The sequence below is a fragment of the Pseudomonas sp. GW821-FHT02A08 genome (genome assembly GCF_059422045.1).
This window is the reverse complement of the sequence record NZ_JBWKWD010000005.1, coordinates 98,812-117,827: the sequence shown is the minus strand read 5'-3', so window position 1 is coordinate 117,827 and position 19,016 is coordinate 98,812. Positions and strand designations below refer to the sequence as shown.

General features: G+C 60.7%; 16 protein-coding genes. 6 read left to right on the top strand and 10 right to left on the bottom strand.

The features are described from left to right. Positions 1-184: 184 nt before the first annotated feature. The 4 genes from rloA2 to creD all read left to right on the top strand — a co-directional run bounded on the left by rloA2 (position 185) and on the right by creD (position 4,314). On the top strand, positions 185-691 hold the full coding sequence (gene rloA2 / locus AC07W4_RS05750) for a retropepsin-like aspartic peptidase RloA2 (protein WP_495031802.1): 507 nt from the start codon (positions 185-187) through the stop codon (positions 689-691). 59 nt (positions 692-750) lie between these two features. Further along, positions 751-1,431 (top strand): two-component system response regulator CreB, encoded by a 681-nt coding sequence (gene creB / locus AC07W4_RS05745; RefSeq protein WP_495031801.1) that lies wholly within the window; start codon positions 751-753, stop codon positions 1,429-1,431. Beyond that, the gene (gene creC, locus AC07W4_RS05740; protein WP_495031800.1) at positions 1,431-2,849 is read left to right on the top strand and encodes a two-component system sensor histidine kinase CreC; all 1,419 of its coding nucleotides are present in this window, start codon (positions 1,431-1,433) and stop codon (positions 2,847-2,849) included. Before creB ends, creC begins: the two co-directional genes overlap by 1 nt. 94 nt (positions 2,850-2,943) lie before the next feature. Continuing rightward, on the top strand, positions 2,944-4,314 hold the full coding sequence (gene creD / locus AC07W4_RS05735) for a cell envelope integrity protein CreD (RefSeq protein WP_495031799.1): 1,371 nt from the start codon (positions 2,944-2,946) through the stop codon (positions 4,312-4,314). A 180-nt stretch (positions 4,315-4,494) separates the two neighbouring features. On the opposite strand, the gene AC07W4_RS05730 is transcribed toward creD, so the two are convergent. The 8 genes from AC07W4_RS05730 to AC07W4_RS05695 form a co-directional block, all read right to left on the bottom strand. After that, positions 4,495-5,124, bottom strand: a complete 630-nt coding sequence (locus tag AC07W4_RS05730) for a glutathione S-transferase (protein ID WP_495031798.1) — start codon at positions 5,122-5,124, stop codon at positions 4,495-4,497. A 245-nt stretch (positions 5,125-5,369) separates the two neighbouring features. Then, positions 5,370-5,549 carry a hypothetical protein gene (locus AC07W4_RS05725; RefSeq protein ID WP_204930865.1) on the bottom strand — a complete coding sequence of 60 codons (180 nt, stop codon included), beginning with the start codon at positions 5,547-5,549 and terminating at the stop codon, positions 5,370-5,372. Beyond that, positions 5,546-6,676 (bottom strand): PepSY-associated TM helix domain-containing protein, encoded by a 1,131-nt coding sequence (locus tag AC07W4_RS05720; RefSeq protein ID WP_495031797.1) that lies wholly within the window; start codon positions 6,674-6,676, stop codon positions 5,546-5,548. The genes AC07W4_RS05725 and AC07W4_RS05720 overlap by 4 nt, the downstream gene beginning before the upstream one ends. 72 nt (positions 6,677-6,748) lie before the next feature. After that, the gene (locus AC07W4_RS05715; RefSeq protein WP_495031796.1) at positions 6,749-9,184 is read right to left on the bottom strand and encodes a TonB-dependent siderophore receptor; all 2,436 of its coding nucleotides are present in this window, start codon (positions 9,182-9,184) and stop codon (positions 6,749-6,751) included. 240 nt (positions 9,185-9,424) lie between these two features. After that, positions 9,425-10,399, bottom strand: a complete 975-nt coding sequence (locus tag AC07W4_RS05710) for a FecR family protein (RefSeq protein ID WP_495031795.1) — start codon at positions 10,397-10,399, stop codon at positions 9,425-9,427. After that, positions 10,396-10,914: an RNA polymerase sigma factor gene (locus tag AC07W4_RS05705; RefSeq protein ID WP_008048225.1), complete on the bottom strand. Its 519-nt coding sequence runs from the start codon at positions 10,912-10,914 to the stop codon at positions 10,396-10,398. The genes AC07W4_RS05710 and AC07W4_RS05705 overlap by 4 nt, the downstream gene beginning before the upstream one ends. Positions 10,915-11,107: 193 nt before the next feature. Further along, positions 11,108-11,812 (bottom strand): 3'-5' exonuclease, encoded by a 705-nt coding sequence (locus AC07W4_RS05700; RefSeq protein ID WP_495031794.1) that lies wholly within the window; start codon positions 11,810-11,812, stop codon positions 11,108-11,110. Further along, the gene (locus AC07W4_RS05695) at positions 11,809-13,749 is read right to left on the bottom strand and encodes a putative nucleotidyltransferase substrate binding domain-containing protein (RefSeq protein WP_495031793.1); all 1,941 of its coding nucleotides are present in this window, start codon (positions 13,747-13,749) and stop codon (positions 11,809-11,811) included. Before AC07W4_RS05695 ends, AC07W4_RS05700 begins: the two co-directional genes overlap by 4 nt. Before the next feature lie 254 nt (positions 13,750-14,003). Here AC07W4_RS05695 and AC07W4_RS05690 point away from each other — a divergent pair, with 254 nt between their 5' ends. Then, positions 14,004-14,450 carry a response regulator gene (locus AC07W4_RS05690; RefSeq protein ID WP_495031792.1) on the top strand — a complete coding sequence of 149 codons (447 nt, stop codon included), beginning with the start codon at positions 14,004-14,006 and terminating at the stop codon, positions 14,448-14,450. Positions 14,451-14,644: 194 nt separating this feature from the next. On the opposite strand, the gene AC07W4_RS05685 is transcribed toward AC07W4_RS05690, so the two are convergent. Then, on the bottom strand, positions 14,645-16,822 hold the full coding sequence (locus AC07W4_RS05685; RefSeq protein ID WP_495031791.1) for a malate synthase G: 2,178 nt from the start codon (positions 16,820-16,822) through the stop codon (positions 14,645-14,647). Positions 16,823-17,390: 568 nt separating this feature from the next. Here AC07W4_RS05685 and AC07W4_RS05680 point away from each other — a divergent pair. Beyond that, on the top strand, positions 17,391-17,909 hold the full coding sequence (locus AC07W4_RS05680; RefSeq protein ID WP_008048231.1) for a glycine cleavage system transcriptional repressor: 519 nt from the start codon (positions 17,391-17,393) through the stop codon (positions 17,907-17,909). Between the two features lie 215 nt (positions 17,910-18,124). Here the strand turns inward: AC07W4_RS05680 and rarD are convergent, their stop codons facing one another. After that, positions 18,125-19,012: an EamA family transporter RarD gene (gene rarD / locus AC07W4_RS05675; protein ID WP_495031790.1), complete on the bottom strand. Its 888-nt coding sequence runs from the start codon at positions 19,010-19,012 to the stop codon at positions 18,125-18,127. Positions 19,013-19,016: the final 4 nt, after the last annotated feature.

Genomic DNA, 19,016 nt, shown 5'->3' with positions numbered 1-19,016 from the left:
AGGCTGGCCTCTTCGCGAGCAAGCCCGCTCCCACAGTGTTCGTGTCGAGTGCGAAACCTGCGAACAATGCAAAAACCTGTAGGAGCTGGCTTGCCTGCGAAGGGATCTCAGGGGCGAACGAATGGCTCAACGACTGTCTAAAACCTCGCATCCGACGCCCCCATTTTCCAAGGAAGTCCAAGACGTGAAATCCCTACTTGCAGTGCTCTCCCTCATCGCCCTGCCGGTCATGGCCGCCGAGCCGACCCTGTACGGACGTTATGAATACATCGCCCTGCCGGAAATCGGCGGGCAGGTCCTCAAGGCGAAAATGGATACCGGCGCCCTGACCGCGTCGCTGTCGGCCAAGGACATCGAAACCTTCAAGCGTGACGGTGAAGACTGGGTGCGTTTCCGCCTCGCCACCAAAGATGCCAGCAACAAGGTCTACGAGCACAAGATCGCGCGCATCAGCAAGATCAAGACCCGTTCCGAAGAGGAAGAGGATGACAGCGAAGTGATCGCACCCACCAAGCGTCCGGTGGTCGATCTGGAACTGTGCCTGGGCAACGTCAAGCGCACGGTCGAAGTCAACCTGACTGACCGCAGCAGCTTTAACTATCCGTTGCTGATCGGCGCCAAGGCATTGCGCGAGTTCGGGGCGGCGGTGAACCCGGCGCGGCGGTTTACCGCGGACAAGCCCGATTGCTGATTGACGGGGTGTGAGGCTTGGGGCACCGTTCGCCCATATCCATGCCGGGCTCGGACGCCATGCCTCATATCCTGATTGTCGAAGACGAAGCGGCCATTGCCGACACCCTGGTTTTCGCCCTGCAAGGCGAGGGCTTCACCACCACATGGTTGAGCCTCGGCGCGGCGGCGCTGGAACATCAGCGCCAGACCCCGGCGGATCTGATCATTCTCGATATCGGCCTGCCGGACATCAGCGGCTTCGAAACCTGCAAGCAACTGCGGCGCTTCAGCGAAGTGCCGGTGATGTTCCTTAGCGCCCGGGATGGCGAAATCGATCGCGTCGTGGGACTGGAAATCGGCGCCGACGATTACGTGGTCAAACCGTTCAGCCCTCGGGAAGTGGCGGCGCGGGTCCGGGCGATTCTCAAGCGCATGGCGCCCCGCACGGTGAGCGAACCGTCGACGACGCTGTTTCGCATCGATAGCGACCGTGTGCAAATCAGTTATCGCGGTCAACTGCTGACCCTTACCCGCCATGAATTCCGCCTGCTGCAATGCCTGCTGGAACAGCCCGAGCGCGTCTTCAGTCGCGAACAGTTGCTCGATGCCCTGGGCGTGGCCGCCGACGCCGGTTACGAGCGCAGCATCGACAGCCACATCAAGAGCGTGCGCGCCAAGCTGCGATTGGTGAAGGCTGACGCCGAGCCGATCCAGACCCACCGCGGCCTCGGCTACAGCTACAACCCGGGGCAAAGCTGATGCCGCTGGGAATCCGGATTTTTCTGGTCTACGCATTGTTCATCGGCCTGACTGGCTACTTTGTGCTCAACACGGTCATGCAAGAGATCCGGCCCGGCGTTCGTCAGTCCACCGAAGAAACTCTGGTCGATACCGCCAACCTGATGGCCGAGATCCTGCACGACGACTTCAAGGCCGGCAGCCTCAACCAGAACCGCTGGCCGGAACTGCTCAAGGCCTATGGTGAACGGCAGCCCGGAGCGAAAATCTGGGGCTTGCCAAAGAATCAGGTCAACCATCGCATTTACGTCACCGATGCCAAGGGTATCGTCGTGCTGGACTCCAGCGGGGCTGCGGTGGGGCAGGATTACTCGCGCTGGAATGACGTCTACCTGACCCTGCGCGGCGAATACGGCGCTCGCTCCACGCGCAATGATGCGAACGATCCGGGGTCTTCGGTGATGCATGTCGGCGCGCCGATTCGCGACAATGGCCAGATCATCGGCGTGGTCACCGTGGCCAAGCCCAACAGCTCGTTGCAGCCTTATGTGGATCGCACGGAGCGGCGGTTGCTGGCTTATGGCGCAGGGCTGATCGGGCTCGGTCTGCTGTTCGGCGCGTTGTTGTCCTGGTGGCTGAGTCGCGCCCTGCGAAGATTGACGGCGTACGCCCAAGGCGTCAGTGAAGGCCGGCGGGTTGAAGTACCGCATTATCGCGGCGGTGAACTGGAGCAATTGGCCACGGCGGTGGAGCAGATGCGCACGCAGCTTGAAGGCAAGGCCTACGTCGAGCGTTACGTGCACACCTTGACCCATGAACTGAAGAGTCCGCTGGCGGCGATTCGTGGTGCGGCGGAGTTGCTGCAAGGCGAGATGCCGCCGGCCCAACGGCAGCGGTTTGTCGGCAACATCGACAGCGAAAGTGCGCGCATGCAGCAGTTGATCGAGCGCTTGCTGAATCTGGCGCAAGTCGAGCAGCGCCAGGGGCTGGAGGAACGCGTCGACGTGCCGCTGGGTGTCTTGGTGAGGGAGTTGCTGAGTGCTCAGGCGGCGCGAATCGAAAGCCGTCGGTTGCAGGTGGAACAAAGCATTGCAGCGGATCTGATGCTCAGTGGCGAGCCGTTTTTACTGCGCCAGGCACTGGGCAATCTGTTGGAAAACGCGCTGGATTTCACCCCGGCCAAAGGCGTGCTGCGCCTCGGTGCCCGGCGAATTGGCGAGCAGGTCGAGTTCAAATTGTTCAATCAGGCCGAGGCCATTCCGGACTATGCGTTGCCAAGGCTGAGCGAGCGTTTCTACTCGCTGCCGAGACCGGACAGCGGGCGCAAAAGCACCGGGCTTGGGCTGAACTTTGTCGAGGAAGTGGTCAAGCTGCACGGCGGTACCCTAAGCATCGGGAATGTCGACGGCGGTGTGGAAGTGACCGTGCACTTGCCTTAGGGGCGGCTCAGTCTCCACAAAGTCTCCACATTCCCTCCATTCATTCCTCACACAGCCAACCCAGACTTTCCCCATCCAAAACAGGGAGAGTCCCATGAACCGTAGCCTGGCCCTAAAATTCGGGGCAATTGCCCTGTTGATTCTGTTATTGCTGGTTCCACTGCTGATGATCAACGGCGTGATCCAGGACCGCCAGCAACTGCGCGACGGCGTGCTCGAAGACATTGCCCGCAGTTCCAGTTACAGCCAGCAATTGAGCGGGCCGCTGATGGTGGTGCCGTATCGTAAAGTCGTGCGCACCTGGAAGATCCACGAAAAAACCAACAAGCGTTATCAGGAGATCGGTGAGGAGCGCGGTCGTTTGTATTTTCTGCCGGAGCGCTTCGAACTCGACGCAAACGTTCAGACCGAACTGCGTTCCCGAGGTATCTACCAGGCGCGGCTGTTCCATGCCGACAACCGCATCAGCGGCCACTTTTCCCTGCCGGTTCAACTGGGCATCAAGGAAGATTTCGCCGATTACCGATTCGACCAGCCGTTCCTCGCCGTTGGTATCAGCGACATTCGGGGTATCGAAAACGCTTTGAAGCTTGAACTCAACGGCCAAAAACTGGATTTCATTCCGGGTAGCCAGGTGGGCTGGCTGGGTGAAGGCGTACACGTGCCCCTGCCGGCGTTGGAGACAAAGCAGGCCATGGAGTTTGCCTTCGGTTTTGACCTGAAGCTGCAAGGCACCGGTCAGTTACAGATCCTGCCGGTGGGCAAGACCAGCAAAGTTTCGGTCAATGCCAACTGGCCGCATCCAAGCTTCATCGGCAACTACCTGCCTGCCCGGCGCGAGATCACTGATCAAGGTTTTACCGCCCATTGGCAGACCTCATTTTTCTCCACCAACCTGCAAGAAACCTTGAACAGCTGCGTGTCCCGCGGCGGTTGTGAGGCGTTGTCCGGCCGCAGCTTCGGGGTGAGCTTCATCGACCCGGTGGACCAGTACCTGAAAAGCGATCGGGCGATTAAATACGCGTTGCTGTTCATTGTCCTGACCTTCGCCGGGTTCTTCCTGTTCGAAGTGCTGAAAAGCCTCGCGGTGCACCCGGTGCAATACGCGTTGGTGGGGGTGGCACTGGCGTTCTTCTACCTGTTGTTGCTGTCGTTGTCCGAGCACATCGGCTTTGCCCTGGCGTACCTGTTGTCAGCCAGCGGTTGTGTGTTGTTGATCGGGTTCTACGTTTGCCACGTGTTGCGCAGCGTGCGACACGGGCTGAGCTTTTCCGCAGGATTGGCGGCGTTGTATGGGCTGCTCTACGGGTTGTTGAGTGCTGAGGATTACGCGTTGTTGATGGGCTCGTTGCTGCTGTTCGGCTTGCTGGGCGTGTTCATGGTGCTGACCCGCAAGCTGGACTGGTATGGGGTTGGGCAAAAAACGCCGAAACCTTTGGACTTCGATATTGGAGCGGTGCAATGAGCCGGTCGGTGGGGTTGCGGGAAGACCAGCGAGAGGGGAGGGTGTTGGCGACGCTGATTGCCGGGTTGTTTGAGCCAGATTCGTTGTACTGCCATCGCGAGCAGGCTCGCTCCCACATGGGACCGCAGTCAAAGGTGGGAGCGAGCCTGCTCGCGAAGGGGGGGAGCAGTCAGCGAAGATCTAAACCTTCGGCATCGTCGCAATCATCGAAGGCCGCTGACTCACCTCGAAATACCACGCCGCCAGCTGCGGATTGGCTTCGCGCCAATCCAGGTCCGGATGGCGCAGGTCCAGGTAACCCAGTGCACAGGCCACGCTGATCGCGGCCACGTCGAAGTGGCAGGTCAGCTCGGCAATCGCGTCCTTTTCCAGCAGGGCCAGGGCGCGGCGGATCTTGTCGCGCTGGCCGTCGAGCCATTCGTCCCAGTGTTTCTCCGGGGCACGCAGGGCGACTTCGTAGCGCACCAGCACGGCCGCGTCCATGATCCCGTCGGCAAGGGAAGCGAGGGTCAGGCGCCGCCAGCGGGCCGAGCCTTCGCGGGGGATCAGCGGGTTGCCGACGTGTTGTTGATCGAGGTAGTCGAGGATGACCCGGCTGTCATGGATGACATTGCCGTCCGCCAGGCGCAACGCCGGAATTTTGCTCAGGGGGTTGTCGTCGATCAGGGCCGGGTCCGGGGTAACCGGGGTGAGGACGCTGGTCTGCAGCGCCACGCGGTCCTGTTGACCGGTTTCGTGCAGCAGCACCATGACTTTGCGAACGAAGGGAGAGAGCGGGTTGTGATACAGGGTCATGCTCGGGGCGGACATGGCAGCGTCTCGATCGGTGGCAGTGACGGGCAGCATAGCGCGTTGGTCCGGGAGCTCAAGAGGCACTGGGCAACCCGATTTCGAGGCGTATTGATTTCGTAGCAGCTGCCGAGCCTGCGAGGCTGCGTTCGACTGCGCAGCAGTCGTAATACAGAGGATGCGGTTCTCCTGAAAGAACACGATTGCAGGTTTTACGACTGCTGCGCAGTCGAACGCAGCCTCGCAGGCTCGGCAGCTGCTACAGGTTATCGGGGTTGCAGGAGGCCGCGCAGGGCGAGGATGGCTGGAATTCCCAGTCCCAGCCAGCTCAGGGCGTCCCAGATTCCATCGCCAAGTAGTGCGGCAAACAATCCGGCTGCACTGAACAGGGCGATTACCGTGGGTGTCGAGAAGACCTTCCAGAAATTCGACTGCCGGGGCTTCATGCCACGCTCTCCGCTTTTTCCGGTACCGGCCTGGCCGCCTTGCGCCGCACCACCCACAGGTAGACCCCGCTGCCCAGCACGATAATGGTCAGCACATCCAGGGTCGCCCAGAGTATCTGCATCGGCATGCCGCCGTAGTCACCGAAGTGCAGCGGTTGTGACATGCCCATGGCGTCCATGTACCACGGTCGTTCGGCCACGGCGGTGACTTGCAGGGTGCTGGCGTCGATCAGTACCGGCGTCAGCAGGTGCGAGGTCAGGTGTGTGCTGCCCTTCATGAACACTGCGTAATGATGCTCACTGGAAAAACGCGTGCCGGGGAAGGCGATGAAGTCCGGCTGCATGCCCGGCGCGACTTCCTTGGCGATATCGAGCAAACGGGTCGCGGGCGCGAGTTGCGTCAGCGGTGGCGCATCGCGGTACGGCGCGACCATCGCGCTCAGGCTGTCGTTGCGCCAGGCGGCAATGATCAGGTCGGCGCAGGCGCTGATCACGCCCGTCATGCCGACCACCAGGGCCCAGGTCAACGTCACCACGCCGATCAGGTTATGCAGGTCGAGCCAGCGCAGGCGCGTGGATTTGTCCTGGCGCACGGTGGCGAACTTCAGGCGGCGCATGAATGGCAGGTACAGCACCGTACCGGAAACAATCGCCACCACGAACAGAATGCCCATGAACGCCAGCAGCAACTTGCCTGGCAAGCCGGCGAACATGTCCACGTGCAGGCGCAGCATGGTCATCATGAAACCGCCGTTGGCCGATGGCGTCTCCAGTGCTTCGCCGGTACGGGCGTCGAGCATGAAGGTGTGGGACGAATTCGGCTCGGTGCCCGCGGTCGCGGCCATGATGGTCAGCACCGCGTTGGGCTCATCGTCCTCGAAACCAAAATACTGCATGACTTCACCGGGGCGATGTTGCTCGGCGGCCTGCACCAACTGCTGCAAATTCAGGTGCGGGGTGTCCGCCGGCATTGCCTTCACTTGCGGCGCATCGCCCAGCAAGTGGTCGATCTCGTGGTGGAAGATCAACGGCAGGCCGGTCAGTGCCAGCAGCAACAGGAACACCGTACAAATCAGGCTGGTCCAGGTATGAACAGCGGACCAGCGGCGAATTGTTTTACTTTTCATTTCATAGCCTTCAGAAAAACCAAGGCCGTCCACGAAGGACGGCCTGGTCATTGGGCGTGTCAGCTCAACGCGTTACCACTTGTAGGTTGCACTTGCGACGACACTGCGCTGGTCGCCGTAGTAGCAGTAGTAGCTGTCGCAAGTCGAGATGTATTCCTTGTCGAGCAGGTTGGTTGCGTTAACGGCCAGCGAAGCGCCTTTGAGGCTGTTGCCCAGGCGACCGAGGTCGTAGTGAACCACCGCGTCGAACACCGTGTAGGCATCGGCTTTGCCCAGCCAGGTGTTGGCCTGGTCGCCATAGGTATTGCCGGTATAGCGCGCGCCGGCGCCGATGCCGAAGCCATCCAGCACGCCGTTGTGCCAGGTGTAGTCACCCCACACCGAAGCTTGCTGGTTAGGCATCAGTTGCAGGCGATTGCCCTTGTAGATGCCCTCTTGCACTTCGGATTTGGCCAGGGTGTAGGCTGCGGTGACCTTGAGGTTTTCGGTCACGTCGGAAACGGCTTCCAGCTCCAGGCCTTTGACTTTCACTTCGCCGGTCTGGCTGGTGACTGTCACGTTGCCCACGTTGTTGGTGACGGAAACGTTTTTCTGGGTCAGGTCATACACAGCCGCCGTCAACAGGGTGTTGCTGCCCGGTGGCTGGTACTTGATCCCCAGTTCCCATTGCTTGCCTTCGGTCGGCTTGAACGACTCGGTCGGCGAGGCGACCGCATTGCTGGTCGGCTGGAACGATTCGGCGTAGGACAGGTAGGGCACGAAGCCCGAGTCGAACACGTAGCTGATCGCCGCGTTGCCGCTGAAGTTCTTGTCGCGTTCGGTGTTGGTGGCATCGCCCTTGTTGAAGAACGTGGTACCGGTGTGGACCCAGTCTTCACGGCCGCCGAGGGTCAGGCGCCATTGGTCGAGGGCCATCTGGTCCTGGATGTACAGGCCGGTCTGCTGGGTCTTCTGTTCGTAGTCGTAGAACGCCGTGGAGCGTGGCGGACGGGTGATCGGCAAACCATAGACCGGGTCGTTGACGTTGATGTCTGGCGCGGTGCCGAAGATCGAGAGGTAGTTGGTGGTGTTGCGCTGGTGGTCCAGGCCGATCAGCAAGGTGTGACTGACGTCGCCGGTGACGAAGTCGCCCTGGAAGTTGTTGTCCACGGCGAATTGGGCGATGTCTTCGTCGACATTGGTGGTGCCACGGCCGGTGTTGCCTTGATCGTCAACAATAGACCCGTAAGAGGGGCCGTAACTGTTGACGGTCACGGCCTGGAACGACAGCTCCGACTTGGTGTAGCGCAGGTTCTGCCGAAACTGCCAGACATCGTTCAGGCGGTGTTCGAAGGCATAACCCAGCGCGTAGTAGGTGCGGTCGTAGAAGTCATAGTTCGGGTCACCCAGGTTCTTGTGGTGGGAGATATCGCCGAACGGCATGTCGATCTTGGTGCCCTGGATCGGATAGAACTGGCTGGTGATACCGGTATCGTCACGGGTGAACTGCGTGAGCAGGGTGAATTTGGTGTCTTCGTCGATGTTCCAGGTCAGGCTCGGTGCAATGTTGTAGCGCTTGTCATCAATGTGGTCGATGGGCGTACCGCCGTCGCGCAGTACGCCGCTGAGGCTGTACAGGAACTGGCCTTCGTCGTCGATCTTGCCGGTGCTGGCGAAGTTGATCTGGCGATGATTGTCGCTGCCGTATTGCAACTGGATCTCGCTGTTGGCTTCAGCGCTTGGGCGACGGCTGACCATGTCCAGCAGGCCGCCCGGCGGGGTTTGGCCGTACACCGAGGAGGCCGGGCCGCGCAGCAGCGCCAGGCGGTCGAGGTTCCAGGTTTCCTGTTTCGGGTTGGAGTACACACCTTTTGGCAGTGGCAGGCCGTCGAGGAATTGAGTTGGCTCGAACCCCCGCACGCGCAACCAGTCGGCGCGGGTGTCGCTGCCGAAGCTGCTGGAGGTGATACCCGGCAAGTAGCGCACGGCATCATCGAGGGTGTGCGCGTTGCGGTCATCCATCTGCTCACGAGTGACGACCGAAATCGAACGTGGCGCCTCGACCAGCGCGGTGTCGGTCTTGGTGCCGGCGGCGGTGCGCCTGGCCAGGTAGCCCTGTACCGGGCCCCAGGCGCTTTCAGTGTCTTGCACGCCGATCACGCTGGTTGCCGGCAAGTCCATCACACCCTCGGGCACGGCCATCAGGCTGTAGGTGCCCGCATTGCTCTGTTCCAATTGCAGCCCGGTGCCACGCAGGGCTTCGCGCAGGGCGCCGGCTGCGTCGAATTGGCCTTTGACCGGCGCCGAGGTCTTGCCCGCCGCCAGGGATGGATTCAGCGACAGGGCCAAACCGGCCTGGCTGGCGATCTGGTTCAGGGTGCTGGACAGCGGCGCGGCCGGCAGGTTGTAGGCGCGGACGCTGGACGCCTGTTCAGCGGCGACCAGTTGGCTGCTGGCCAACGGGGTGCAAAGGGCAATGGCGATCGCCAGCAAACTGTGGCGCAACAGGGAGTCTAGCGAACGAGGCATACAGCGGCTCCTGAATGGAAACATTTCTCAATTGCCTGTGTGCCGAACGAAAATCAAAAAGTGATAGGGCTGGATGAAAATAATTTCGATTCAGAACTAGGTTGCAGCGGGTGTTGGGTAAAACCGGTTTTTGCGGAGAGTCGAACGCCGCCATCGCGAGCAGGCTCGCTCCTACAGTTGAATGCGGTCCCCTGTGGGTGCGGGCTTGCCCGCGAAGGCGGACTGTCTGGCGCTACGATTTCAGGGTTTGTTGTCGGCCTTGGCCACCACCTTCACCCACCATGGCGTGTGCTGTTCGATCTGCACCGGCAAGGTCGGCAGCAGGGCATTGAGTGCCAGGTCGGTGTCGCGCAGCGGGAAGCTGCCGGTGATGCGCAGGTCGGCCACTTCCGGCGCGACCCCGACGTATCCGTTTCGATAGCGGCCGATTTCATGCACCAGATCTTCCAGCCGCGTGTTGTCCACCACCAGCATGCCACGGGTCCAGGCATCCGCGCCGAGGTTGACGGCCAGAACCGGGCCCAGGCCGTTGTTGCGGATCAGCACCTGTTGGCCTTCGCGCAGAATCTGTTCGTCAGGATTGGACTCAGGGTGAACCGCCACCGCCGACTGCAATACGCTCAAGCGCGTTCCGTCTTCCTCGCGCTTGACCAGAAACCGCGTACCCAGCGCACGCATGCTGCCTTCGCGGGTTTCGACGATGAACGGCCGGGGATCGCCATGGCCGGTTTCAACCAGGATTTCGCCTTCCTGAAGCACGATGCGCCGCTGCTTTTCATCGAAACGCAGATCCAGCGCGCTGTGGGTATTTAGATTGATCAGCGTGCCGTCAGCCAGACGCAGGGTGCGCTGCTCGCCAACGGCGGTGCGCTGGTCGGCCAGCCAATAGTCGATCGGCAGGTAACGATCCCCGGCGAACAGGGCCAGGCCAATCACGGCAGCGATACTGGCGACACCGTTGCCAAGCTTGCGCACTCGCCGGCGAATGCCTGCGCGCGATTGCAGCAAGGCCGTGCGGGCAGGGCCGCTGGCCACGTTGAAACGCTGGTCGAGCATGCCCAATTGGCGCCAGGCGCGGGCGTGCTCTTCGTGGGCCGCGTGCCACTTGGCGAACTCTTCGCGTTCTATCGGGTTGGCGGAGTCCATGGATAGCTGCCAGGCAATCGCCGCGTCCAGTACGCTGGCCGATACCGGTTTTGAGCTGACCGGGTTCATGTCGGCTCACCATACAGCGCGATGTAGCACTGGCGAATGCCTTGGGCCAGGTACTGGCGCACCCGCGGCACCGACACACCGAGGCGCTCGGCGATTTCTGCGTGGCCGAGGCCGTCGAGGCGGTTGTAGAGGAACGCCGCCCGGGCCTTGCTGGATAGCTTGCCGAGCAAGCGGTCGATGTTTTTCAGGTCTTCGAGGATCATTTGCTGTTCTTCCACCGAAGGTTGTTCGGCTTCCGGGATCAGCATCAGTTCGGTGAGGTAGGCCTGTTCCAGCGCGGCGCGACGGAAATAATCGAACAGCAGGCCCTTGGCTATCGCCACCAGGAACGCCCGGGGCTCGCGCGGGACCTTCAGTTCCTCACGGCCCAGCAAACGTACGAACGTGTCCTGGCTCAGGTCTTCGGCCCGCTGCGGGCAGGCGACGTTGCGTCGAAGCCAGGCCAATAGCCAACCGCGATGGTCGCGATATAACGCACCGACGAGCTCACTTTGAGGGCTTGGAACTGACGACACGCAGCATCACCGATTGGGAAATATTAACTAACGAGAATTGTTCGCGATTGTGGCAGAGGCGAGGGAGGTAAGCAATTGGCGTTGGTCGGAGACCGCGTCATCGTTCATCGCGGGCAAGCCCGCTCCCACAGGGATTTCGGTACTCCTGTGGGAGCGGGCTTGCCCGCGATGCAGCGGGAGCAGGCGCCGAAGACTAGAAGGAAGGTGTTTGTTGGCGCCGTTTCCACTGACTCAAGCGCTGTTGCAGATTCAGCGGGCTATGAATCTGCTGTTGCCGCGCGCGGCTGAACAGAATCAGCATCAGTTCAGCGGTGGCCAGGGCGTCGGCGCTGGCGTGGTGGCGTTCGAAGACTTCGAGCTTGAACCAGTCGATCCAGTCGTCCAGCCCGGCCTCGCGAATGTGCGCCTGGGGGCATAGCAGCGGTGCAATGTCCGCCACGTCCAGAAACGGATGCTGCAACTTGAAACCCAGATGATCTTTCAGCGCACGGCCGAGCATGTGCTGGTCAAATGGCGCGTGGAAGGCCAGCACCGGACTGTCACCGAGGTACTCCATCAGGTCGAGCAGCGCTTCTGCCGGGTCGCTGCCCGCTGCAATGGCGCTGGGGCCAATGCCGTGGATCAGCACGCTGGGGCCGAGTTTTACTTGCGGATATTGCAGGGTGCGTTCGAACTGCTGGCGAAAGTCGATGGCCCCGTCCTCGATCGCTACCGCGCCAATCGACAACACATGGTCCTTGTTCAGGTTCAGCCCGGTGGTTTCCAGATCGAGCACCACCCAGCGCTGCTCACGCAGGCTGCATTCGCCCAGGGCAGCGGCCGGCAAGCGTTCCAGGCGATGTTGCAGGTCGGCGGGCAGGGTGGGGCTCGGCGGGCGCAGCCACGAAAACAGGCTCATAACTGATACCGCAAGGCCAGGCTGCTTTGCAGGCGCTGTGCCTGGCGCAGGGACTCACGCAGGATGCGCCGGTCCAGATGATTGAGGCTGTCGGGATCGACCCGATTGGAATAGGGAAAATTCTCCCGGGTCTGTAGTTGGTGTTGCTGCATGCGGGTTTGCTGAATGAAGTGATAGGCCTCTTCGTACGCGGCGCCGTCCAGGGGATCGATGACCTCCTTGTCGATCAGCTGGCGAAAACGCTCCAGCGTGTTGTTCGCTTCGATACCGTGGACCAGGGCCAGCAACCGGGCGCCGTCGACAAAGGGTGCCAGGCCCTGGATCTTAAGGTCCAGGGTGGCCTTCTCACCATTTTTGCGCGCCAGCACGAACTCGCGGAAACGTCCTACGGGCGGGCGATTGCGCAATGCATTCTCGGCCATCATGCGCTGGAACAAACGGTTGTCGCCGACCTGATCGAGAATGCCCCGGCGCAACTGCTCGCAGCCTTGCTCGCTGCCCCAGACCACGCGCAAATCGAAATAGATGCTCGAACCCAGCAGGTTCTCCGGGGTTGCCTCGCGGATGAACGCCGCAAAGCGCCGCGCCCATTCGGCCCGGGACAGGCACAGCTCGGGGTTGCCGGCCATGATATTGCCCTTGCACAAGGTGAAGCCGCACAGCGCCAGACTCTGGTTGATCTGCTGGGCAATGGGCAACAGCTTGCCGCGAATCTCGGCGGCATGGGCTGCATCCCTGGCTTCGAACAGAATGCCGTTGTCCTGATCGGTGTGCAGGGTCTGCTCGCGACGGCCTTCACTGCCGAAACACAGCCAGCTGAATGGCACGCCGGGATCACCTTTTTCGGCGAGGGTCAGTTCGATCACCCGGCACACGGTGTGATCGTTGAGCAAGGTGATGATGTGGGTGATCTGCGTCGAAGACGCGCCGTGGGCCAGCATGCGCTCGACCAGTTGACCGATTTCGCCCCGCAGTGCTACCAGGTTTTCCACTTTCTGGGCATTGCGGATAGTGCGCGCCAGGTGCACCAGGTCGACCCGTTGCAGGGAAAACAGATCGCGCTCGGAAACCACGCCGCACAAACGTTGGTCCTTGACCAGGCAGACATGGGCGATGTGGCGTTCGGTCATGGCAATCGCCGCGTCGAATGCACTGTGATCCGGCGACAGGAAAAACGGCGCCCGGGTCATGTGCCCTTCGATGGCTTCGTTGAAATCACTGCTCCCGTTGGCCACGGTCTGACGCAAGTCGCGCAGGGTGAAAATCCCCAGTGGTGCCTTGAATTCATCGACCACCACGATGCTGCCGACCTGTTGTTCGTGCATCAATGTCACGGCTTCACGCAATGGCGTCAGCGGGTCGCACGTTACGGGGTGGCGCATGGCCAATTCGCCCAGTCGGGTATTGAGCGAATATTGGGTGCCCAGGGTTTCCACGGCTTTTTGCTGTACTTGCTGGTTGACCTGATCCAGCAGGCTGCTGACACAGCGCAGGGCGAAGTTACGGAAGGTGTCCGACAGTGAAAACAGGCGGATGAACGCCGGTTTGTTCAATTGCAGGCAGAAGGTGTCCTCGCCGGCCAGGTGCTCGGTGCGGGTCGCCCGTTCACCCAGCAACGCCGCGAGGGGGAAACACTCGCCGGTGGTGATCTCGAAGACCGTTTCGGTGCCACCTTTTGCCGTATGCGGACGCTCGCCCACGACCCGGCCTTGCTTGACGATATAGAAGTGCTCGACCGGCCCGTCGGCGGGTTTGATGATGCTCTCGCCGGGGGCGTAAAAACGCAGCTGACATTGCTCGACCAGGTACGCCAGGTGAGCGTGTTCCATCTGGTTGAAGGGCGGGAAGCGCTGAAGGAATTGCAACGTGCCCTGGATGTTCTGCAACACCGCGGTTTTCCCTGCCTGTGTGAAGGCGTCCGCTTTACTCATAACCATTACCGCAGTCTTTTTTTGAATTGTTGTAGTCGGATGACATGGATATGGTCGACCCCTGCGGTCGGGGTGCCCATTGGACGTAAGTCTAGGTAGGCGGTTAGCGCGCTGAAATGTCGGAAGAGTCCTACGCAATTGTGCGAAAAACCTCTCTGTTGCCCTATTGGACTATTCTCCGACGAGGTGCACATTGATGATCTGCTTAGGGATGCCTCACTGCTGTGCCAGGGAATGGTATTGAACATATAGGGAAAGTCATGTCCGACCACGATATTTTGAGCGACGCCGAGCGCGAAGCGCTAAGTGCCGTCATGCTGGAACCTGACCTGCCACCGCAACGGGTGCTGATCGTCGATGACGATAAAGACGCCCGGGACCTGCTGTCAGAGATCCTGGCGCTGGACGGTATTCGCTGCCTGACCGCGGCCAGTGGCGAATCGGCACTCAAGATGCTGGAGGAGAAACCGTCGATCGGACTGGTGATTACCGACCTGCGCATGGGGCACGTCGACGGGCTGGAGCTGATCCGGCAGGTACGCGAGTCGGTACGGGCGGCGTTGCCGGTCATCATCGTATCGGGCGATGCCGACGTAAAAGATGCGATCGCCGCGATGCATTTGAGTGTGGTGGACTTTCTGCTCAAGCCGATCGATGCCGGCAAGCTGCTGGAGTTGGTCAAGCATGAGCTTGGGATGGAGCCTTAGTCCAAGCCGGTAAACCCTGCACAATCCCAGTGGGAGCGGGCTTGCTCGCGAATACGTAGTGTCAGTCGAGTATTTTTTGGTAGATGCACCGCTTCCGCGAGCAAGCCCGCTCCCACAAAGAGCAACAAATCATGCAAACAAAAAAGCCCTGATCTTTCGATCAGGGCTTTTTCATGTCCGGCGCAGATGCTCAGTTACAGGCCATTGGCAGCCTTGAACTCGCGACGACGACGGTGCAGGACCGGCTCGGTGTAGCCGTTCGGCTGCTTCGTGCCTTCAACCACCAGTTCGACCGCCGCCTGGAAGGCGATGTTGCTGTCGAAGTTGGGGGCCAGCGGACGGTACAGCGCGTCGCCGGCGTTCTGACGGTCAACCACCGGCGCCATGCGCTTGAGGCTTTCCATCACTTGTTCTTCGGTGACGATACCGTGACGCAGCCAGTTGGCGATGTGCTGGCTGGAAATACGCAGCGTGGCACGGTCTTCCATCAAGCCGACATCGTTGATGTCCGGCACTTTCGAACAGCCAACGCCTTGGTCGATCCAGCGCACCACGTAACCGAGAATGCCCTGGCTGTTGTTGTCCAGTTCGTTCTTGATCTGTTCGGCGGTCCACTGCGGGTTCACCGCCAGCGGGATGGTCAGGATGTCGTCCACCGAAGCGTGGGCACGCTTGGCCAGTTCGGCCTGACGGGCGAACACGTCAACCTTGTGGTAGTGCAGCGCGTGCAGAGCGGCAGCGGTCGGCGATGGTACCCAGGCGGTGTTGGCACCGGCCATCGGGTGGGCGATTTTCTGTTCGAGCATCGCCGCCATCAGGTCAGGCATGGCCCACATGCCTTTACCGATCTGTGCGCGACCTTGCAGGCCGGTGCTCAGGCCGATATCGACGTTGGAGTTCTCGTAGGCGCCGATCCATTTTTCCGCCTTCATGTCCGCCTTGCGCACCATCGGGCCGGCTTCCATGGAGGTGTGGATTTCATCGCCCGTGCGGTCGAGGAAACCGGTGTTGATGAACACCACTCGCTCGCTCGCCGCCTTGATGCAGGCCTTGAGGTTGATCGTGGTACGACGCTCCTCGTCCATGATCCCGACTTTGAGGGTGTTGCGCGGCAAGCCCAGCACGTCTTCGATGCGACCGAACAGCTCGTTGGTGAACGCCGCTTCTTCCGGGCCATGCATTTTCGGCTTCACGATGTAGATCGAGCCGGTGCGGGTGTTTTTGCGCGAGGTGTTGCCGTTCAGGTTGTGCATCGATGCCAGGCAAGTCACCAGGCCATCGAGAATGCCTTCCGGCACTTCGTTACCGTCTTTGTCCAGAATCGCATCGATGGTCATCAGGTGGCCAACGTTGCGCACGAACAGCAATGAACGACCGTGCAGGCTCAGTTCACTGCCATCGACAGCGGTGTAGGTGCGGTCGGCGTTCATGGTGCGGGTAAAAGTCTGGCCGCCCTTGGCGACTTCTTCCGACAGGTCGCCCTTCATCAGGCCGAGCCAGTTGCGGTAGATCACCACTTTGTCATCGGCGTCGACGGCGGCAACCGAGTCTTCGCAGTCCATGATGGTGGTCAGTGCGGCTTCCATCAGGATGTCTTTGACGCCGGCCGCGTCGGTCTGGCCGACCGGGGTGCTGGCGTCGACCTGGATTTCGAAATGCAGGCCGTTGTTTTTCAGCAGGATCGCGGTCGGTGCAGCGGCATCGCCCTGGAAGCCGATCAGTTGCGCATCGTTGCGCAGGCCGGTGTTGCTGCCGCCTTTAAGGGCGACCACCAGTTTGCCGTCGACGATCTTGTAGCCGGTGGAGTCGACGTGGGAGCCGGCGGCCAAAGGCGCCGCTTCGTCGAGGAAGGCGCGGGCGAAGGCGATGACCTTGTCACCGCGCACCTTGTTGTAGCCTTTGCCTTTTTCCGCGCCGTCGGCTTCGCTGATGGCGTCGGTGCCGTAGAGCGCGTCGTACAGCGAACCCCAACGGGCGTTCGAGGCGTTGAGGGCGAAACGGGCATTCATCACCGGCACTACAAGCTGCGGGCCGGCCATGCGGGCGATTTCTTCGTCGACGTTTTGCGTCGTTGCCTGGAAATCGGCCGCTTCTGGCAGCAGATAACCGATCTCTTGCAGGAAGGCTTTATAGGCCACGGCGTCGTGCGCCCGACCTGCGCGTTCCTGATGCCAGGAATCGATTTGAGCCTGGAAATCATCGCGTTTGGCGAGTAGGGCTTTGTTCTTCGGCGCCAGGTCATGGATGACCTTGTCGGCACCGGCCCAGAACTTATCGGCGGTGAGGCCGGTACCGGGAATGGCTTCGTTGTTCACGAAGTCGAACAGGACTTTGGCGACCTGCAGGCCACCGACTTGAACGTGTTCAGTCATTGCTTGCCTCACTCTGCTCAGCTATTTCGCTTTTCAGCTCTTCAATTTAACAATGAAGCCTTTGGCCATTTAAACCACAAACCCCTCTGCCAGTACATGCCCATGACGGGCGGCTGGGTTGGGACCAATCAACGGCTTGGGGCCTTGCTGACAGGGCTTTCAGGGTTGCGAACGTGCCTGCGGCAGACATCGATCCAACGTTATGTAGTGCGCGCTGCGGCATACTACATGATGAATTGCGGTTGTGAAAATTAGACTAATTACGTCGTTCTGCGACCCCATGACGCATTGCGGTCACGGCGCGGAGCAGGATGTTCTCAAAAAACCATTGGATTGTTCCAGTTAAATATAAAAAGTTGTACACGATTTGTTTGGTCGGTCAGATCGGCGGTGCATCCATTCGCGAGCAAGCCCGCTCCCACAAGGACTGCGCATGACCCTGTGGAAGCGGGCTTGCTCGCGAAGAGGGCAGTCGATTCACCTTTGATTCCGGATCTGCCCAGGTACCTTCCAACCCTTGCCTATACTTGGTTCTCTGTAACAAAAATCATGACCAGAGGGCTGTGCCATGGATCACCTCGTACTCACCGTATTTGCGCCGGACAAGCCCGGGCAAGTCGAGCGCATCGCCCAGTGCATTGCCGAGCACGGCGGCAACTGGCTGGAAAGCCGCATGTCACGCATGGCCGGACAATTCGCCGGGATTCTTCGAGTGGGGGTGCCGGCCGAGGCCTATGACGAATTGGTCGATGCCCTGCAAGGCTTGTCCACCCTGGGTATTCGCGTGTTGATCGCCGAAAGCAGCATCGAACAATCCTGTACCTGGAAACCGATCGCCATGGAACTGGTGGGCAATGATCGCCCGGGGATCGTGCGTGACATCACGCGCTTGTTGAGCGAGCAGGGGGTGAGTCTTGAACGGCTGGTCACCGAAGTGCGCCCGGCACCGATGAGCAGCGAGCCGTTGTTCCATGCCGAAGCGATTCTCGCGGTCCCGCTGACGCTGTCGCTGGACGTACTGCAATCGCGCCTGGAAACCCTGGCTGACGACCTGATGGTCGAATTGGTGCTGCGCAGTGAACCCTGATCAGGTTATCCAAGTTAAACGTGCACCGGCCTGTGGATAACCTGTAGAGACACTCCGCCAGGCCACGCCGACCGGGGCTATTCAGGTTCTGATCAAAAAACCAGCAGTTTCAGCCACTTGCGCACAAACGACGGGGATCACGCTGTGGATAACCTTGGGAAGGAATGTTGCAGGCCACGGGAGACGTGGCCTGTAGGGTTTTGTGCGTTTTTTGATCAGCTGCGGCGGCGCAAACTTATCCACGCATCGACGCTGTAAACCGCCAGGCCGGCCCAGATAAACATGAACGCTACCAAGGTGCTGGACGACAGGTGCTCACCAAACAGCAGGACTGCTTGCAGCAGAACCAGGGTTGGCGCCAGGTACTGAAGGAACCCCAGTGTCGTGTAGGGCAAATGCCGTGCAGCAGCGTTGAAGCAGACCAGCGGCACCAGCGTGATCGGACCGGCGGCGACCAGCCACCAGGCCTGGGACGTGGTCCAGAATTCGACCTGGGCGCTGCTGGCCGTCGGATTGAGCAGCAACCAGCCGAGGGCAATCGGTACCAGCATCCAGGTTTCCACCACCAGCCCTGGCAGCGCCTTGACCGGCGCCTGCTTGCGAATCAGGCCATAGAAACCGAAGGTCAGTGCCAGCACCAGCGACACCCACGGCAGGCTGCCGACCTGCCAGACCTGTTGGGCCACACCGACAGCCGCCAGACCGACGGCAATCCATTGCATGCGCCGCAGCCGTTCGCCGAGGATCAGCATGCCCAGCAATACGTTCACCAACGGGTTGATGTAGTAACCGAGGCTGGCCTCCAGCATGCGGCCGTTGTTCACCGACCAGACGTAGGTCAGCCAGTTGGCCGCGATCAGCGCACCGCTCAGGGCCAGGATCGCCAGGCGTCGCGGGTTTTCCCGCAGCTCGCGCCACCAGCCGGGATGCTTCCAGACCAACAGCAACAAGGCGCCGAACAACGCCGACCACAGCACCCGGTGGATGATGATTTCCACGGCGGGCACGCTGGCGATGGCTTTGAAGTAGAGGGGGAAAAGTCCCCAGATGATGTAGGCACTCAGGCCCAGAATGTACCCGCGACGCGGGTTGGCGGCTTGCATGCAG